General features: G+C 74.1%; 13 protein-coding genes. 3 read left to right on the top strand and 10 right to left on the bottom strand.

The window, feature by feature from the left end; genetic code table 11:
- Positions 1 to 17: 17 nt before the first annotated feature.
- The 6 genes from ACH4OW_RS08610 to ACH4OW_RS08585 form a co-directional block, all read right to left on the bottom strand.
- Positions 18 to 2,186 (bottom strand): SpoIIE family protein phosphatase, encoded by a 2,169-nt coding sequence (locus ACH4OW_RS08610; RefSeq protein ID WP_398026625.1) that lies wholly within the window; start codon positions 2,184 to 2,186, stop codon positions 18 to 20.
- A gap of 239 nt (positions 2,187 to 2,425) precedes the next feature.
- Positions 2,426 to 3,679 (bottom strand): metallophosphoesterase, encoded by a 1,254-nt coding sequence (locus ACH4OW_RS08605; protein ID WP_398026062.1) that lies wholly within the window; start codon positions 3,677 to 3,679, stop codon positions 2,426 to 2,428.
- 115 nt (positions 3,680 to 3,794) lie between these two features.
- The gene (locus tag ACH4OW_RS08600; RefSeq protein ID WP_398026060.1) at positions 3,795 to 4,322 is read right to left on the bottom strand and encodes a DUF1990 family protein; all 528 of its coding nucleotides are present in this window, start codon (positions 4,320 to 4,322) and stop codon (positions 3,795 to 3,797) included.
- Positions 4,319 to 5,203 (bottom strand): YndJ family protein, encoded by an 885-nt coding sequence (locus tag ACH4OW_RS08595; RefSeq protein ID WP_398026058.1) that lies wholly within the window; start codon positions 5,201 to 5,203, stop codon positions 4,319 to 4,321. The genes ACH4OW_RS08600 and ACH4OW_RS08595 overlap by 4 nt, the downstream gene beginning before the upstream one ends.
- A 123-nt stretch (positions 5,204 to 5,326) precedes the next feature.
- On the bottom strand, positions 5,327 to 5,959 hold the full coding sequence (locus tag ACH4OW_RS08590) for a maleylpyruvate isomerase N-terminal domain-containing protein (protein WP_398026056.1): 633 nt from the start codon (positions 5,957 to 5,959) through the stop codon (positions 5,327 to 5,329).
- Positions 5,956 to 6,840, bottom strand: coding sequence for an NAD(P)-dependent oxidoreductase (locus ACH4OW_RS08585; RefSeq protein WP_398026054.1), 885 nt, complete (start codon positions 6,838 to 6,840; stop codon positions 5,956 to 5,958). Before ACH4OW_RS08585 ends, ACH4OW_RS08590 begins: the two co-directional genes overlap by 4 nt.
- 148 nt (positions 6,841 to 6,988) lie before the next feature.
- Here ACH4OW_RS08585 and ACH4OW_RS08580 point away from each other — a divergent pair, with 148 nt between their 5' ends.
- Positions 6,989 to 7,987 (top strand): GlxA family transcriptional regulator, encoded by a 999-nt coding sequence (locus tag ACH4OW_RS08580; protein WP_398026052.1) that lies wholly within the window; start codon positions 6,989 to 6,991, stop codon positions 7,985 to 7,987.
- On the opposite strand, the gene ACH4OW_RS08575 is transcribed toward ACH4OW_RS08580, so the two are convergent.
- The 3 genes from ACH4OW_RS08575 to ACH4OW_RS08565 are packed head-to-tail and all read right to left on the bottom strand — an operon-like array spanning position 7,954 to position 11,060.
- On the bottom strand, positions 7,954 to 8,586 hold the full coding sequence (locus ACH4OW_RS08575) for an ATP-binding protein (RefSeq protein ID WP_398026050.1): 633 nt from the start codon (positions 8,584 to 8,586) through the stop codon (positions 7,954 to 7,956). The two genes, ACH4OW_RS08580 and ACH4OW_RS08575, sit on opposite strands and share 34 nt — an antisense overlap.
- 42 nt (positions 8,587 to 8,628) lie before the next feature.
- Positions 8,629 to 9,405, bottom strand: coding sequence for a crotonase/enoyl-CoA hydratase family protein (locus ACH4OW_RS08570; protein ID WP_360130507.1), 777 nt, complete (start codon positions 9,403 to 9,405; stop codon positions 8,629 to 8,631).
- Entirely contained in the window at positions 9,402 to 11,060 is a 1,659-nt protein-coding gene (locus tag ACH4OW_RS08565) for an acyl-CoA dehydrogenase family protein (protein WP_398026049.1), read from the bottom strand. Before ACH4OW_RS08565 ends, ACH4OW_RS08570 begins: the two co-directional genes overlap by 4 nt.
- 89 nt (positions 11,061 to 11,149) lie before the next feature.
- Between ACH4OW_RS08565 and ACH4OW_RS08560 the strand changes: the two genes are divergently transcribed.
- Complete coding sequence (locus ACH4OW_RS08560) at positions 11,150 to 11,920, top strand: PaaX family transcriptional regulator C-terminal domain-containing protein (protein WP_398026047.1); 771 nt, start codon at positions 11,150 to 11,152, stop codon at positions 11,918 to 11,920.
- A gap of 53 nt (positions 11,921 to 11,973) precedes the next feature.
- Here the strand turns inward: ACH4OW_RS08560 and ACH4OW_RS08555 are convergent, their stop codons facing one another.
- Positions 11,974 to 12,843 (bottom strand): triphosphoribosyl-dephospho-CoA synthase, encoded by an 870-nt coding sequence (locus ACH4OW_RS08555; protein ID WP_360130498.1) that lies wholly within the window; start codon positions 12,841 to 12,843, stop codon positions 11,974 to 11,976.
- Between the two features lie 305 nt (positions 12,844 to 13,148).
- On the opposite strand from ACH4OW_RS08555, the gene ACH4OW_RS08550 reads away from it, so the two are divergent.
- Positions 13,149 to 13,544 (top strand): helix-turn-helix transcriptional regulator, encoded by a 396-nt coding sequence (locus ACH4OW_RS08550; protein ID WP_360130495.1) that lies wholly within the window; start codon positions 13,149 to 13,151, stop codon positions 13,542 to 13,544.
- The last annotated feature ends 34 nt before the right edge of the window (positions 13,545 to 13,578 follow it).

The raw sequence follows: 13,578 nt of genomic DNA, 5'->3' as shown, positions 1-13,578 counted from the left end.
GGCCGGCGGGCAGGAGGCTACTCCTCGCCCGGCAGGGCGAATTCGCACCAGAGGGCCTTTCCCGCTCCCCTCGGCTCCGCGCCCCACGAGTCGGCCAGCGCCTCGACCATCATCAGGCCCCGGCCGGAGGTGGCCGTTTCGCCGGGGGTGCGGCGGCGGGGCCAGCGGCTGGAGCGGTCCTCGACCTCCAGGCGGATGCGGCGCCGGCCGCCGCCCCGCGCGCCGGTCCCGGCGGGGAGGAGTTCCGCCGTCACCAGCGCCCCGCTGTCGGTGTGCGTCAGCGCGTTGGTGACGAGTTCGGTGGCGGCCACTTCGATGTCGTACGCGACCGGGCCGGCCCGCCACTGGTCCATCATGCGCCGCAGCACGGCCCGTACTTCCGAGGCCCCTGACGGGTCGGCCTGGTGGACGTGCAGGCGGATGCGGGGCGTCGCGGTGGTGGTTCCGGGGGACGGGTCGCGGTGCAGGAGGACGAGTGCCATGTCGTCGCCGGAGCCGGGCCGCGCCCACAGCTGGTCGGAGAGCCGGTCGGCCAGCGCTTCGAGGTCGGCGGGCCCGTCGCGTACGGCCGCGGTGAGCGCGTCGATGCCGGCCGCGATGTCCTGGCCTGGCTGTTCGACGAGGCCGTCGGTGCACAGCAGGAGCATCGAGTCCGGCTCCAGGAACAGCTGGGTCTCGGGGAAGTGGTCCTGGCCGAACGCGGTGGCCAGCCCCAGCGGCAGCCCGCCCCGTACCGGGTGCCAGTCGGTGTGCCCGGCCGCGTCCCAGACCAGTGGCCCCAGGTGGCCGGCCCGTGCGAGGTGCAGGGCCCCCGACTCCAGGTCCGCCTGGACGTACGTACAGGTGGCGAACCGTTCGGTCTCCAGCTCGGCGAGGAAGCGGGACGCCCGCACGAGCACCGTCTCCGGGGAGTGCCCCTCGGTGGCGTACGCGCGCAGCGCGATGCGCAACTGCCCCATCACCGCCGCCGCGTGCGTGTCGTGGCCCTGGACGTCGCCGACGACCAGCCCGGTGCGCCCCTGGGGCAGGGGGATGACGTCGTACCAGTCGCCGCCGATGTCCCGCCCGGTGCGCGCCGCGTGGTAGCGGACGGTGACCTCGCCGCCGGCGATGTCCGGCACCCGGCGCGGCAGCATCGTCGCCTGGAGCCCGGTGGCGAACTCCCGCTCCTGGTCGAAGAGCATGGCCCGCTGGAGCGACTGGGCCACGACGCCGCCCAGCGCGAGCGCCAGGTTGCGGTCCTCGGCGGAGTGCTGCTTGGGCTCGGAGCCGAACAGCCCGAGCGCTCCGACGACCCGGTCCTGTGCCACCAGCGGCAGGAAGACGGCGCTGCCCATGGGCACCCGGTCCAGGTAGGGGCGCAGCCGCGGGTAGCGGGCGATCAGTTCGCCGCGCGAGCCCAGGAACGTGGCGCGGCGCGACAGCGCGGCGTCCGACAGCGGCAGCGTGTCGTCGAGCCGGGAGGCCAGCATCTCCTCGGGGGTGGCGCCGGGCAGCCCGGTGCTCGCGATGACCTCGAACCGGTCGTTGTCGACGAGCCCGAGGATCAGCGCGTCGGCGCCGAAGCGGCGGGCGCCGCCCGTGCCGGTCAGTACCCGGGTGACGTCCGCGACGGACAGGGCGCGGGAGAGCGCCGCCGTGGTCTGCTGCACCATCTGGGTCTGCCGCTGCCGGTCCTCCCTGAGCGACCGCAGCAGCGCGGAGTCGGCCAGTTCGGTGCCCGCTTCCTGTACGAGGCCGACGATCCGGTACGGCCGGCCGCGCGCGTCGCGCAGGATGCGGCCCCTGGTGTGCGTCCAGCGGGGCGCGCCGTCCCGGCAGTGCACGCGGAAGTAGGCGCCGTACGAGTGCGCTCCGCTCTGGACGGCCTGGGAGACCGCCGCGTCCAGCCGGTAGCCCTCTTCGGGCGCCACCCGGGTGGTCAGGGTGGCGGGCCGCCCGTCGTACTCCTCGGGGCGCAGGTCGAAGACCTCCAGCCCGCACGGGTCGAGTTCCAGGACGCCGCGTTCGAGGTCCCAGTCGAAGGTGCCGGTCCGGTTGAGGCCCAGCCGGTTGCGCAGCGGCACCGGCTCCAGCGGCGGCCGGTCCCCGGCGCGGTCCGTGCCGGGTGGCGTCCCGGCGGCCCGGTGCGGGTCGTCGCGGCGCGGGTCGTAGGCGCCCGGAGGCACGCCGTCCCGTCCGGTCATGTCGCGCTGCGTCCCCGTGCCGCCGTCCGGGCGGGTCGCGGCCGGTGTTGCTGTGGCGTGCCGGCCCCGGCTGCCCGCCAGGCAGCCGGGGCCGGCGACGCCGGGGCCACCACGCCCGCCGCTTCCGTTCGCGGTCCGCCGGAGGGGAGCCATCGCAACCGGGAAGCGGCCATGGGCTCACCCTAGGACAGCATTCCGGTTCGCGCATTTTCAACCGGTTGCGGGTGGTACGTCCGCGGTTACCCGGCCTCCGCCGGCACCCGGGATCCTGCCGCCACCGGCCGCGCGGTCCGGGTCCGGTGGGCGAGCCCGGCCTTCTTCGTGGCGACGTCGACCGTGTACGCGTCGATCGTCAGAGCTGCGGCCGACACCTTCACCACCATGAACCCGTTCCGGGAGAAGTCCTGCCAGGCGGCGGGGTGCGTGAAGTGCGCCCTGCCGTCGCCGGCCTTGGCGGCGGCGCCGCACACGAGCTGCCGGGTGCCGCGCGTGCGGTCGGTGGGCTCCAGGACCTGGAGCGTGTGGTCGTGGCCGGACAGGATCAGGTCGGCGCGGCCGCACACCACCTGCTCGTACAGCTCCTTGAGGTGGATGCCGCTGGTGTAGTCCCCGATGACGAACCCGTCGTACGAGCCGGCGCTGCCGTGCTGACCGTTGTTCAGGTACGGGTGGTGGGCCAGCACCACCTTCCAGCGCGCGCGGGAGGCACTCAGCGCGGCGTCCAGCCAGCGCCGCTGCTCGCGCATGTACGGGCCGTTCCACCGGTAGTGCGGGTCGGTCTGCACGACGTAGGAGGCGACCGGGTTGGTGTCGAGGGCGAAGAACTCGACGAGCGGGTCGCTCTGGGCGCCGCCCGCCGGGAGGGTGACGTTGTAGTAACGGCCCGGCATGTACCAGCGGCGGGACGTGGCGGCGTAGGCGACCTCGCGGTCACCGCGCGACGGGTCGCCGCCGCTGCCGGGTATCAGCCCCGAGCAGTCGTGGTTGCCCAGCACCATCAGCCACGGTATGTCGATGCCGGTGTTGGGCTGTTCGAACTTCTCCTGGAACTCCGGGTCGTGGTCGGACTCGGGCCCGTTCTCGTAGATGTTGTCCCCGAGGCCGACCGCCAGCCCGACGTGCTCGGTACGGCAGATTTCCCGGGCCGCCTCGGCGACCGCGTACTGCTCCGCCTTGCCCGTCCCGGCGTCACCGGTGACCAGGACGGCGTACTCGCCGGAGGGGCCGGGCGCGGACGGGAGCGGGAAGCGCTCCGGGCCGCCCGCGCGCGGAGCGGCGACCGCCGGCCGCTGCGCCCCGAACGGCACCGCGGCCAGCGCCGCTCCCGCCACCGCACCGCCCAGCAGCGTCCGCCGGTGCACGCCGCGTGCCCGGGGCCGCGCGCCGGGCCCGGCCTGTGGCGCGGTCCCGTCGGGGAGCCCGGGGCCGGCCGTCCGCAGCCACTGGTCCTCGGTCATGTCCGCCCGCGGCGGGATCAGCTCGTCTCCACACATGGTCGGTTTCTTTCACGGGTGGCGGGGCAGCTGGTGGCGGAACCATGAACTCCGTGTGGACGTAAGGGAAGGGCGGGGTGGGAGGGGCTCGCGGGCCCGGCGGGCGGGCCGCAGGTCAGCGGGGACCGGTGGCGAGCCGGCGCAGGGTGCGGCCGCAGTGGCGCGCGTACAGCCGCTGGAAGGCCGGGACCAGCGGGCCCGCCAGCCGCGTGTACCAGCGGCCCGGCCTGCTGAAAGCCGTCATGGTGAACCACACGGCGCCGTCGTCGCGCATCTCGACCACGAACGACTCCTCGCCGCGTTGCGGATGACCGGTCAGCGTGCCGTACGCGAAGCCGATGCGCTCGCTCCCGTACTCGCTCCACACCACCCGGCAGGGCGCGGGCAGCCGCGCCGGGCCGAGGCCCAGGTCGCACACGACCGCCACGCCGGGCGCGGCCTTCGCGGCCGACGCCCGGACCCGGACGCCCGCCGCGCGGTGCATCCGGAAGGTGGCGACCGCCTCGCCCGCGGCTTCGAGGACGGCGCGGCCGTGCCCGAGGTAGGTCGCCTCGTGCAGGTGGCGGTAGCCGCCGGGCAGCGGGTGGCGCCGGGTCGCGCCTTCCTCGGCGTAGTTGAAGGGGGCGGAAGGTGAGGGTGTCATGCCGGGGTGCCTGCTTCCTCGGTTGCGGACGCGGTCGGGCGGTACGGGGTGGGGCGGTGCGCGCTGGGGTGGGCCCGGAGGCGGCGCCAGGCGAGCAGCGCGCAGAGGGCGAAGCCCAGCGCGTTGCCGAGGCCGTGGGTGGCCGCCATCCATGCCAGTGTGGGGTGCGGGATGCCGGTTGCCTCGCCGAGCGCCCAGCTCAGGGCGAGCAGCATGGTCGCCAGGAGTACGGCAGCGGAGACGCCGAGCAGGGCCCGGGTGGTGCGGTCCGGTGCGGTGGTGCGCAGGTCGCGCCAGGTGAGCAGCGCGACCAGCCACATGCCGGCGGTGAGGACGACCGCGCCGGCCAGCTCGGCCCAGTCGTCGACGAAGTAGCCGGCCAGCACGAGCAGGGTGCCCACGGGCACGCTGAGCGCGGCGAGCGGTCCGGCCCGGCCGGGCCCCGCGGCGCGGCAGACCAGCCCGGCCACCAGGGCGGCGGCGAAACCGGCGAAGTGGAAGTGCGGCACGGTCAGCGACAGGATGCGCAGGTCGAAGCCGAACAGCTGGTGGCCCGAGCGCTCGGCGACCAGCGCGGTCCCGGCGACGGCCGGGGTGACGAGGGCGGTCAGTACCGCGATCTCGCGGGGCGCGAGGCTGCGGGTGCGCAGCAGCCGGCGCGGCGCGTGCAGCGCGAGGGCGAGGGTGGCCAGCGCGTAGGCGGTGGCGAGCGCCGTCGCGGCGGCGCCGCGCGGCAGCCAGAGCGCGGCCGAGCCCGCCACGGCGGCCACGGGCCAGCCGCGCCGCAGCCGGCGAAGCCCCGGCTCGTCGATGAGCGCGAGCCCCATCGGGATCACGGCGCACATCCCGAGCATGACGATGAGAGCGACCAGAGCGGTCACGGTCCCCCCTGTCCCGGCCGAAGCCGATTTGAACGTGTTCAAGACCCGTCGCGCACGACAGTACGCGACGGGTTGAACGTGTTCAAGAAGGGGGGTGCCCGTGGGGATGCCCGCCCAGCGGCGTCACCGCACGGTGCCGTCCCACTGCCACTCCGTACGCCGCGGAAGCCCGGGCAGCGCGGCCCGCCCCGTGCACCACAGCAGCAGGTCGAACGGGCCGAACCCGGCCGGAGCGGGCGGGGCGTCGGGAAAGAGGCGGGCCAGGACGGCGGCGGCGAGGGCGTCGTCCGGAGCCCAGGCCGGGCCGAGCGTGCGGGTGATGTCGTACGTGTGGAGGACCAGCTCCGTGACGCCCATGGCGGCGAAGCCCGCGGCGTCGGCGTGCCCCCACGGATGCCAGGCCCGGACGCCGGCCGGCGTGTCGCGCACCGTGGAACCGAGCAGGGACGAGGCGATGCGGAGCCCTTCCAGGCAGGCGGGCACCGGCGCCTGGGGGTCCAGGGAGGCGAAAAGGGTGATGTAACGGTCGGTGGGGCGGGCGATCAGCAGGCCCGCGTAGCCGGTCAGCCCGAGGGCGAGGTGGTCGAGAGTCTCCCGGCAGGCCCATTCGAGGCCGCCCGCCGGCCGCGACCAGTCCTGGCCGGCGCCTTCGAGGAGGGCGTCCAGGCAGGCGTCGGTGGCGGCGGCCAGCAGACCGGGCCACGCGGTGGCGGGCGGTGCGGTGGCGGGCGGTGCCGCATGCGTCGTCGTGGTCACCGGCCGGCCGCCTCGCCCTTGAGGACCTCGACGACGCTCGCGTAGCTGCCGGAGCCGTGGCCCGCTTCGCGGGCGCGTTCCATGGTGGCTTTCAGCAGTTCGGGCAGCGCGTTGTCGATGCCGCGCGCCGCCGCGGCGTGGATGAGGTGGTCGATCGCGGCGATCTGGACGTCGACGGTGGCGTCGTCGCCCGGGTAGCGGCCGGCGTCCACCTGGGACGCGTACGTCGTGAGGAAACCGTTCACCGCGCCCAGCCAGCGGATCGCGACCGGGGTGAAGGCGGTGGCCTGCGCCCCCTCGGTGCCGACGAGCGCGGTGCCGTGCAGCCAGCCCGTCATGGTGGCCCACATGAGGCCGAGCAGCGCGGCGTCGTACAGCGACGCCAGGCCCGGGTCGGTACCCAGGTGCAGCGGGTCGCCCAGCGCGGCGAGGACCGGGCGGTGGGCGTCGAAAACCTCGCGCGGGCCGCTGTAAAGGAACATCATCTCCGGGTTGCCGACACCCGGCGGGGTCGTCATGACCGCCCCGTCGAGATAGCCCGCACCGTGCGACCGCGCCCACGCGGCGGCCTCGGCGGCCTGCTCGGGCGAACCGGAGGTGAGATTGACCAGCGTCCGGCCCGCCAGCGAACCGGCCACCGGGTCGAGGACGGCGTGCAGCGCCGCGTGGTCCAGCACGCAGACGATCACGAGCGGACTCGCCGCGACCGCCTCCGCGGGCGTCGCGGCCGGCACGGCGCCCCGCTCGGCCAAGGCCGCGGCCCGGTGCGCCGACCGGTTCCACACCGTCGTCGCATGGCCGGCCGCCAGCAGCGCGTCGGCCAGCGCCGACCCCATCGAACCCAGCCCCAGCACCGTCACGGTCGCGCGTTCGGTCCGCATGTCACTCTCCTCGTACGTCCGCCGGCGGTGGTCGGGCCGGCGGTTGATCACGTACGGCCCACGCTCGCAGCGCCCGGCACGCCGGACCAGTGGCAGTACTGACGGTTACCACCAAATTCCTGCCGCCTTGCTGCCCTATCCTTGGCACATGAGCGCTGGATCCGTCGCGGTGGTCGTGACCGAGGAAATCGGGGTCCCCTCCTGGGACCTGTACGAACTGAGCATCCCCTGCACCGTCTTCGGCAAGCCACAGCCCGACCTGGCCGAACCCTGGTACGACCTGCGGCTGTGCGGAACGGGGGAGACAGACGCCCAGGACGCCCCCGCGGGCCCGTCCGGACTGAGCCTGCGCACGCCCTACGGGCTGGACGACCTCGTGCACGCGGACACCGTCGTCGTCCCCTCCGTCCCCGACCCCTGCGTCGAGGACGGCAGGCCGCTGCCGCCCGCCCTGATCACCGCGCTGCGCCGCGCCCACGACGCCGGCGCCCGCATGGTGTCGCTGTGCACCGGGGCCTTCGCGCTCGCCGAAGCGGGCCTGCTCGACGGCCGCCGCGCCACCGCCCACTGGATGCACACCGCCCAACTGGCCGAGCGCTACCCGAAGGTGCGGGTCGACGACTCGGTGCTGTACGTGGACGAAGGCGACGTGCTCACCAGCGCCGGCCTGACGGCGGGCCTCGACCTCTGCCTCCACCTCGTACGGCGCGACCTCGGCGCGCACGTGGCCAACCAACTGGCCCGCCGCATGGTCGTACCCGCCCACCGCCCGGGCGGCCAGGCACAGTTCGTCGACCTGTCCGTACCCACCACCGACGACGAGGGCCTGGCCCCCGTCCTGGCCTGGGCCCGCGCCAACCTCGACCGCCCCCTGACCGTCGAAGACCTCGCCGAACGCGCCGCGCTGAGCCCGCGAACCCTCTACCGCCGACTCCAGGCAGCCACCGGCACGACCCCTCTCCAATGGCTCCTGGACCAACGCCTGGCACACGCCCAAAGCCTCCTGGAGGCAACAGACCTGCCAGTAGAAAAAATCAGCGACCTAAGCGGCCTGGGCACAGCAAACAACCTCCGCCACCACTTCCTCAAACGGGTGGGGGTATCGCCGTCGGACTACCGCAGGGCTTTTCCGCGAACGGCTACCTGAACTTCGAGTCGGGGCCAGACTGCGGCCAGGCGCGAAAGGTCGCCGTTCCCCGGCACGGTCACCGCGCCCAGCGACTCGTCCGGCTTGAAATGAACCAGAGTCCCGGTGGTGCCATCGGCCTCGACAGGGTCGAGGCCGATGGCCGGTAGGCCGTGTTCATAGCGCTGGGTCCAGGCGCCGTTTAGGCGGCGGTTGGTATGGACAAGCCACTCGCTGAGCGCCGCGACCACGGACATACCGCGCCGAGGATGGCCGTCAGGCAGTACCTCGGCCTGGGGGAAGTCGAAGAACCGGAGATCTTTCGTAGCCATGACCGGCTTTTTCACGTACCGGCCGTGCTCGTCCACGCGGGTGTCGGTGCCCCGTCCGTCGTCCTGCACGGACAGTGAACCATCGGAATGGAGAACGACGGCACAACGGCCCGCACCTTTGCCGGCTGCTTCGTCGGCGGCGTAGGCAAGGACCTCAAGAACGAGGTGCCACGGTCCGCCCGGAGCGAACTCTGCCGAATTCCGCCGGATGTGTTCCAGGTGATCCGCGTCGACGAAGCCGGACCAGTCGTGCGTCGTATTGACCCAGGAATTCCTTGGTTTGCCCACCAGGTGAGTGTCCCATCCCTCCGGTGGCACGGTCTTGCATATCTACGCATCCATCTCACCGTGCCGCCCCGCCCCCGAGGCGAATCGGGCCGCGCCTTTCATGGCCTCGGCCAGTACGGCCTGTCCGTGGCGGAGTTCGGTGGCCATCGCGGTTTGTTCCGGTTGGCCTTCCTGTGCCAGCAGGGACGCGCGGTCGCTGCGTAGGCATGCCTGGGGGAAGCGGGAGATGGCGGTGGCGAGGGCTTCGGCTTCTGTGCGGGACCGGCCGGGTGGGACCACTCGGTTGGCCAGGCCCATGTGCAGGGCCTCGGTGGCGCCGACCGGCCGGCCGGTCAGCACCATGTCCAGGGCGCGGCCGGTGCCGACGATCCGGGGCAGCCGTACCGTGCCGCCGTCGATCAGCGGGACGCCCCAGCGGCGGCAGAACACGCCGAAGACCGCGTCCTCTTCCGCGATCCGCAGGTCGCACCAGAGGGCCAGTTCCAGGCCGCCCGCCACCGCGTGCCCGCTGACCGCGGCGATCACGGGCTTGTCCAGCCGCATCCGGGTGGGGCCCATCGGGCCGTCGCCGTCCGCCGCGACCCGGTTGCCGCGCGCGGTGCCGACCGCCTTGAGGTCGGCGCCGGAGCAGAACGTGCCGCCCTCGCCCCACAGGACGGCGGCGTGCGCGTCGTCGTCGGCGGCGAACTCGCGGAACGCGGCGGCCAGGGCGGAGGCGGTCGCGCCGTCGACGGCGTTGCGCGCGTGGGGGCGGGAGAGGATGACGGTGGTCACCGGGCCGGCGCGTTCGACGCGTACGGCAGGGGGCGGGCCGCTCATGCGGCGGCCTCCGACGGGGACTTGACGCGTGCTCGTTCCAGGATCGCCACCAGGTCGGCCGTGGCGGGCAGCGTTCCGAAGGCGTGCCCCCATTCGCCGTCGAGCCGTGAGGCGCAGAACGCGTCCGCGACCGCCGGGATGCTGTGCCGTACGAGCAGCGCCCCTTGGAGTGCGAGGGCCATCCGCTCGGCCAGTGAACGGGCGGCGCGCTGGGCCCGCTCCGGGTCGTCGAGTGTGCCGAGCGTCTTGCGGATTCCGGCCACCGCGGCGTCCAGCCGCCGGTCGGCGCCTGCGGCCGCGTCGACCTCGGCGAAGTACGCGTCCAGTGAGGCTGGTTCCTTGGCGAGGGCGCGCAGCACGTCGAGCGCGGCGACGTTGCCGGAACCCTCCCAGATGGACAGCAGGGGTGCTTCGCGGTAGAGGCGCGGCATGCCCGACTCCTCCACGTAGCCGTTGCCGCCCAGGCACTCCAGGGCCTCCGCCGCGTGCGCGCTGCCCCGCTTGCACACCCAGTACTTGCCGACGGCCAGCCCCAGCCGGCGCAGCGCGGCCTCGCCCGCGTCGCCGGCCTGTGCCCCGTCCACGGCGGTCGCCAGCCGCATCGCCAGCGTCGTGGCCGCTTCCGACTCGATGGCGAGGTCCGCCAGTACCGCCTGCATGAGGGGCTGTTCGGACAGGGCGCGGCCGAACGCGTGGCGGTGCGCGGTGTGGTGCAGTGCCTGCCGCAGCCCGGCGCGCATTCCGGCGGCCGAGCCGATCACGCAGTCCAGCCGCGTCATGTTCACCATTTCGACGATGGTCCGCACGCCGCGTCCCGGTTCGCCGACGGGCCAGGCCACCGCCTCGTCGTATTCGATCTCGGAGGACGCGTTGGAGCGGTTGCCCAGTTTGTCCTTGAGGCGCATCAGGCGCATCCCGTTGCGGGTGCCGTCGGGCAGTACGCGCGGCAGCAGGAAGCAGCTCAGCCCTTCGGCCGTCTGTGCGAGCACCAGGAAGACGTCGCTCATCGGCGCGGAGGTGAACCACTTGTGGCCGGTGATGCGGTACGTGCCGTCGCCGGCCGGCACCGCCCGGGTCGTGTTGGCCCGCACGTCGGAGCCGCCTTGCTTCTCCGTCATCGACATGCCCGCGATCAGGCCGGTCTTGCCGAGTGGCGGCCGCAGCCCGTAGTCGTACGAGCGGGCCGTCAGCAAGGGCTCGTACTGCCGCGCCAGGGCCGGTTCGGCGCGCAGCGCGGGGACGGCGGCGTACGTCATGGAGACCGGGCAGCCGTGTCCCGGCTCGGCCTGCGACCAGACGTGGAACTTCGCCGCGCGCACGAGGTGGGCGCCGGGGCGGGGGTCGGCCCACGGTGCGGCGTGCAGCCCGTGCTCCACCGCCACGGTCATCAGCCGGTGCCAGGCGGGGTGGAACTCCACTTCGTCGATCCGGTGGCCGAAGCGGTCGTGGGTGTGCAGCCGGGGCGGCTGTTCCTCGGCCATCCGGGACTGTTCCCTGACCGCTTCCGTACCGGCGAGCGCGCCCAGTTCCAGTACTTCCGGCGCGCCCCAGCCGGCGTCCGCGCGGTGCAGTGCCGCGAGCAGGGCGGGGTCGTCCGCCGCGCTGAACCCGGTCAGCGGCGGAGCCTGGTTCAGGACTTCGTGGGTGACGGTCATACCGTGGACGTTACAGATTTCGTACGGGTGATGGAAGGGTGTAATGGAGTGGAGGGGCGAGGGGCAGGGCGTGGTTAGGATTTCGGTCGATGGACCACGACACCCGCGACGCTCCCGTACGCGACGATTCCGGGGACCTCGGCCTCCGGCCGCTCACCGCCCGCTCCGTCGTGCTCAGCACCCTGCTCGGACACCATCCGCCCCGGCTCCCGGCGCGCGCCCTGGTACGCGTCGGCGAACTGTTCGGCACCGCCGAGGGCACCGTCCGCGTCGCTCTGTCCCGGATGGTCGCCGCGGGCGACCTCCAGCAGCAGGAGGGCGCGTACGGGCTGACCGCGCGCCTGCTGGAACGCCAGGCGCGGCAGGACGAAAGCCGCTCGCCGCGCACCCGCGCCTGGGACGGCTCCTGGGAGATCGCCGTGGTCACCGCCGAAGCGCGCCCGGCCGCCGAGCGCACCGCGCTGCGCCAGGCCATGACGGAACTGCGCATGGCCGAACTGCGCGAAGGCACCTGGCTGCGCCCCGCCAACCTCCGGCGGACCCGCCCGGCCGTGGTCGGCCGGCAGTGCACCCTGCTGACCGGCGCCCCGGACGGCGACCCGGCGGCGCTGGCGCGCGGGCTGTGGGACCTGGACGGCTGGGCGGCGCGGGCCCGCGCGCTGCTCGCGGCGCTGTCCGGCGCCGGTTCGCCGGCCGGACGCTTCACGGTCTCGGCCGCGGTGCTGCGCCACCTCCTCGCGGACCCGCTGCTGCCGGACGCCCTGCTGCCCGCCGGCTGGCCCGGCGCGGAACTGCGGCGCCGCTACGACGCGTTCGAGGCCGAACTGCGTGCGGTGCTGCGGCAGTACGTGACGAGCTGAACGCCGTCAGGGTCCCTCGGAGGTCCCTCGGAGAGCCGCCGGTTCTCAGGAGGTCAGCGGCCCTCGAAGAGGAAGTCCAGGAACAGGGTGGCCGACAGGAGGGCCGCGCTGCCGCCCGCCGTGAGGCCGTTACGGGTCAGCCGCGCGTCCAGCCGGGCGAACGCCTTGCGCCCGCGCGCGGTGCCGAAGCCGCCCGAGGACAGCACGTCACGCGCGTCCATCTGCACCGACAGCAGCCCTTGCGAACCGCCGCGTTGCAGCAGCGTGGTGTCGTCGACCGTGGACAGCAGCGCGAGCAGCGCGTCCATCCGGGCCGTCACCTCCGAGGCGCCGGCGGCGCGGGACTGGCGCAGCGCGGGGAGGGCCACGCCCAGCACGTTCGGAAAGCCGGAGCGGGCCTGGCCGACGGCGCCGGGGACGCCGTAGTACTGCCGGGCCCGGCCGCCGGGCGACCGGCTGGCCGCGGGGGCGCCGCCGTCCGGCAGGCGCGCCAGGGTGGCCGCCGCCTCGCAGGTCTCCACGTCGGAGCGGCAGTTCGTCGCGGCGGCGCCGGCCACCAGCAGTCCCACGGACCACAGGGCGCCCCGCTTGCCCGGTGCGCCCGCGCCGGCCTGGAGGGCGCGCTGCTCACCCGCCCGGCCGAGGCGGCCGAGCTGTTCGCGCAGCCGCCGGTCCAGCGGCCGGCCCATCGCCGCCTCGGCCATCGAGGCGAAGGGCGCGTGCAGCAGCTCGGCGGCGTGCAGCGCGAGGGGGTCCGGCTTCGGGGCCAGGACCGTCTGCGCCGTGCAGGCGGCGACGGCCAGGTCGGCGAGCCGCAGGGGCAGCGGGCGGTCGGGGGAGGGGTGCGGGACCGTGTGCAGGACGGGGCGTTCGTGGAGCGGCGGCGCGTCGTCGCGCGCGGCACCCGGCCGTCGCCATTTCATGATTGACCGACCCCGGGCCGTGGAACGGGCAGAGGAAGTAGGAGTACTCATCGGGCCGCGCTCCCCTCGTGTTACGGCATGCCCTCCCCATCCCTTCCAAAGAGTACGGCTTCGCATGCACGTCCGATGCTCCGCCCCCTGGTATGTCCGGACTCCGCCCCCGCACCGGGTGCCCGGCGCGCCACGGCACCGGTCCCGGGCGTCGCGGGCGCCCTTGGCACTTCCTCCAACCAAGGCCGCACCTGCCAGGTACTTCCCACAGGATTAATTGCAGATGAGACAGCATTTGCCATACGGTGCCGCACATGCAGTCCTACACGATCGGCCAGGCGGCGCGCCTGCTCGGTGTCAGCCCCGACACAGCCCGCCGCTGGGCCGACGCCGGACGGGTCCCCACCCACCGGGACGAGACCGGCCGCCGGCTGATCGACGGCCGCGACCTGGCCGCCTTCTCCACCGAACTCGCCAAGAACGGCAGTACGGAGGAGGACACCTCCCACACCTCGGTCCGCAACGCCTTCTCCGGCATCGTCACGGCCGTCAAACTGGGCGACGTCGCGGCGCAGGTGGAGATCCAGGCCGGGCCGCACCGCCTGGTCTCCCTCCTCACCCGGGAAGCGGTGGAGGAACTCGGACTGGAGGTCGGCGCGCGGGCCACCGCCCGCGTGAAGTCGACCAACGTCCACATCGACCGCGTCTGACGCGAGCCGCGCCCCCGCGCCCCGCGAGCCCAAG

Source organism: Streptomyces sp. NPDC017056 (assembly GCF_044332485.1).
GTDB lineage: Bacteria > Actinomycetota > Actinomycetes > Streptomycetales > Streptomycetaceae > Streptomyces.
The sequence above is the reverse complement of the archived record's forward strand: the minus strand, read 5'-3'. Positions and strand labels throughout refer to the sequence as shown.

Coding starts and splice junctions, on each gene's coding strand:
- ACH4OW_RS08610 (WP_398026625.1), bottom strand. CDS start 2,186: ATGACCGGACGGGACGGCGTGCCTCCGGGCGCCTACGACCCGCGCCGC.
- ACH4OW_RS08605 (WP_398026062.1), bottom strand. CDS start 3,679: ATGTGTGGAGACGAGCTGATCCCGCCGCGGGCGGACATGACCGAGGAC.
- ACH4OW_RS08600 (WP_398026060.1), bottom strand. CDS start 4,322: ATGACACCCTCACCTTCCGCCCCCTTCAACTACGCCGAGGAAGGCGCG.
- ACH4OW_RS08585 (WP_398026054.1), bottom strand. CDS start 6,840: ATGCGGACCGAACGCGCGACCGTGACGGTGCTGGGGCTGGGTTCGATG.
- ACH4OW_RS08580 (WP_398026052.1), top strand. CDS start 6,989: ATGAGCGCTGGATCCGTCGCGGTGGTCGTGACCGAGGAAATCGGGGTC.
- ACH4OW_RS08570 (WP_360130507.1), bottom strand. CDS start 9,405: ATGAGCGGCCCGCCCCCTGCCGTACGCGTCGAACGCGCCGGCCCGGTG.
- ACH4OW_RS08565 (WP_398026049.1), bottom strand. CDS start 11,060: ATGACCGTCACCCACGAAGTCCTGAACCAGGCTCCGCCGCTGACCGGG.
- ACH4OW_RS08560 (WP_398026047.1), top strand. CDS start 11,150: ATGGACCACGACACCCGCGACGCTCCCGTACGCGACGATTCCGGGGAC.
- ACH4OW_RS08555 (WP_360130498.1), bottom strand. CDS start 12,843: ATGAAATGGCGACGGCCGGGTGCCGCGCGCGACGACGCGCCGCCGCTC.
- ACH4OW_RS08550 (WP_360130495.1), top strand. CDS start 13,149: ATGCAGTCCTACACGATCGGCCAGGCGGCGCGCCTGCTCGGTGTCAGC.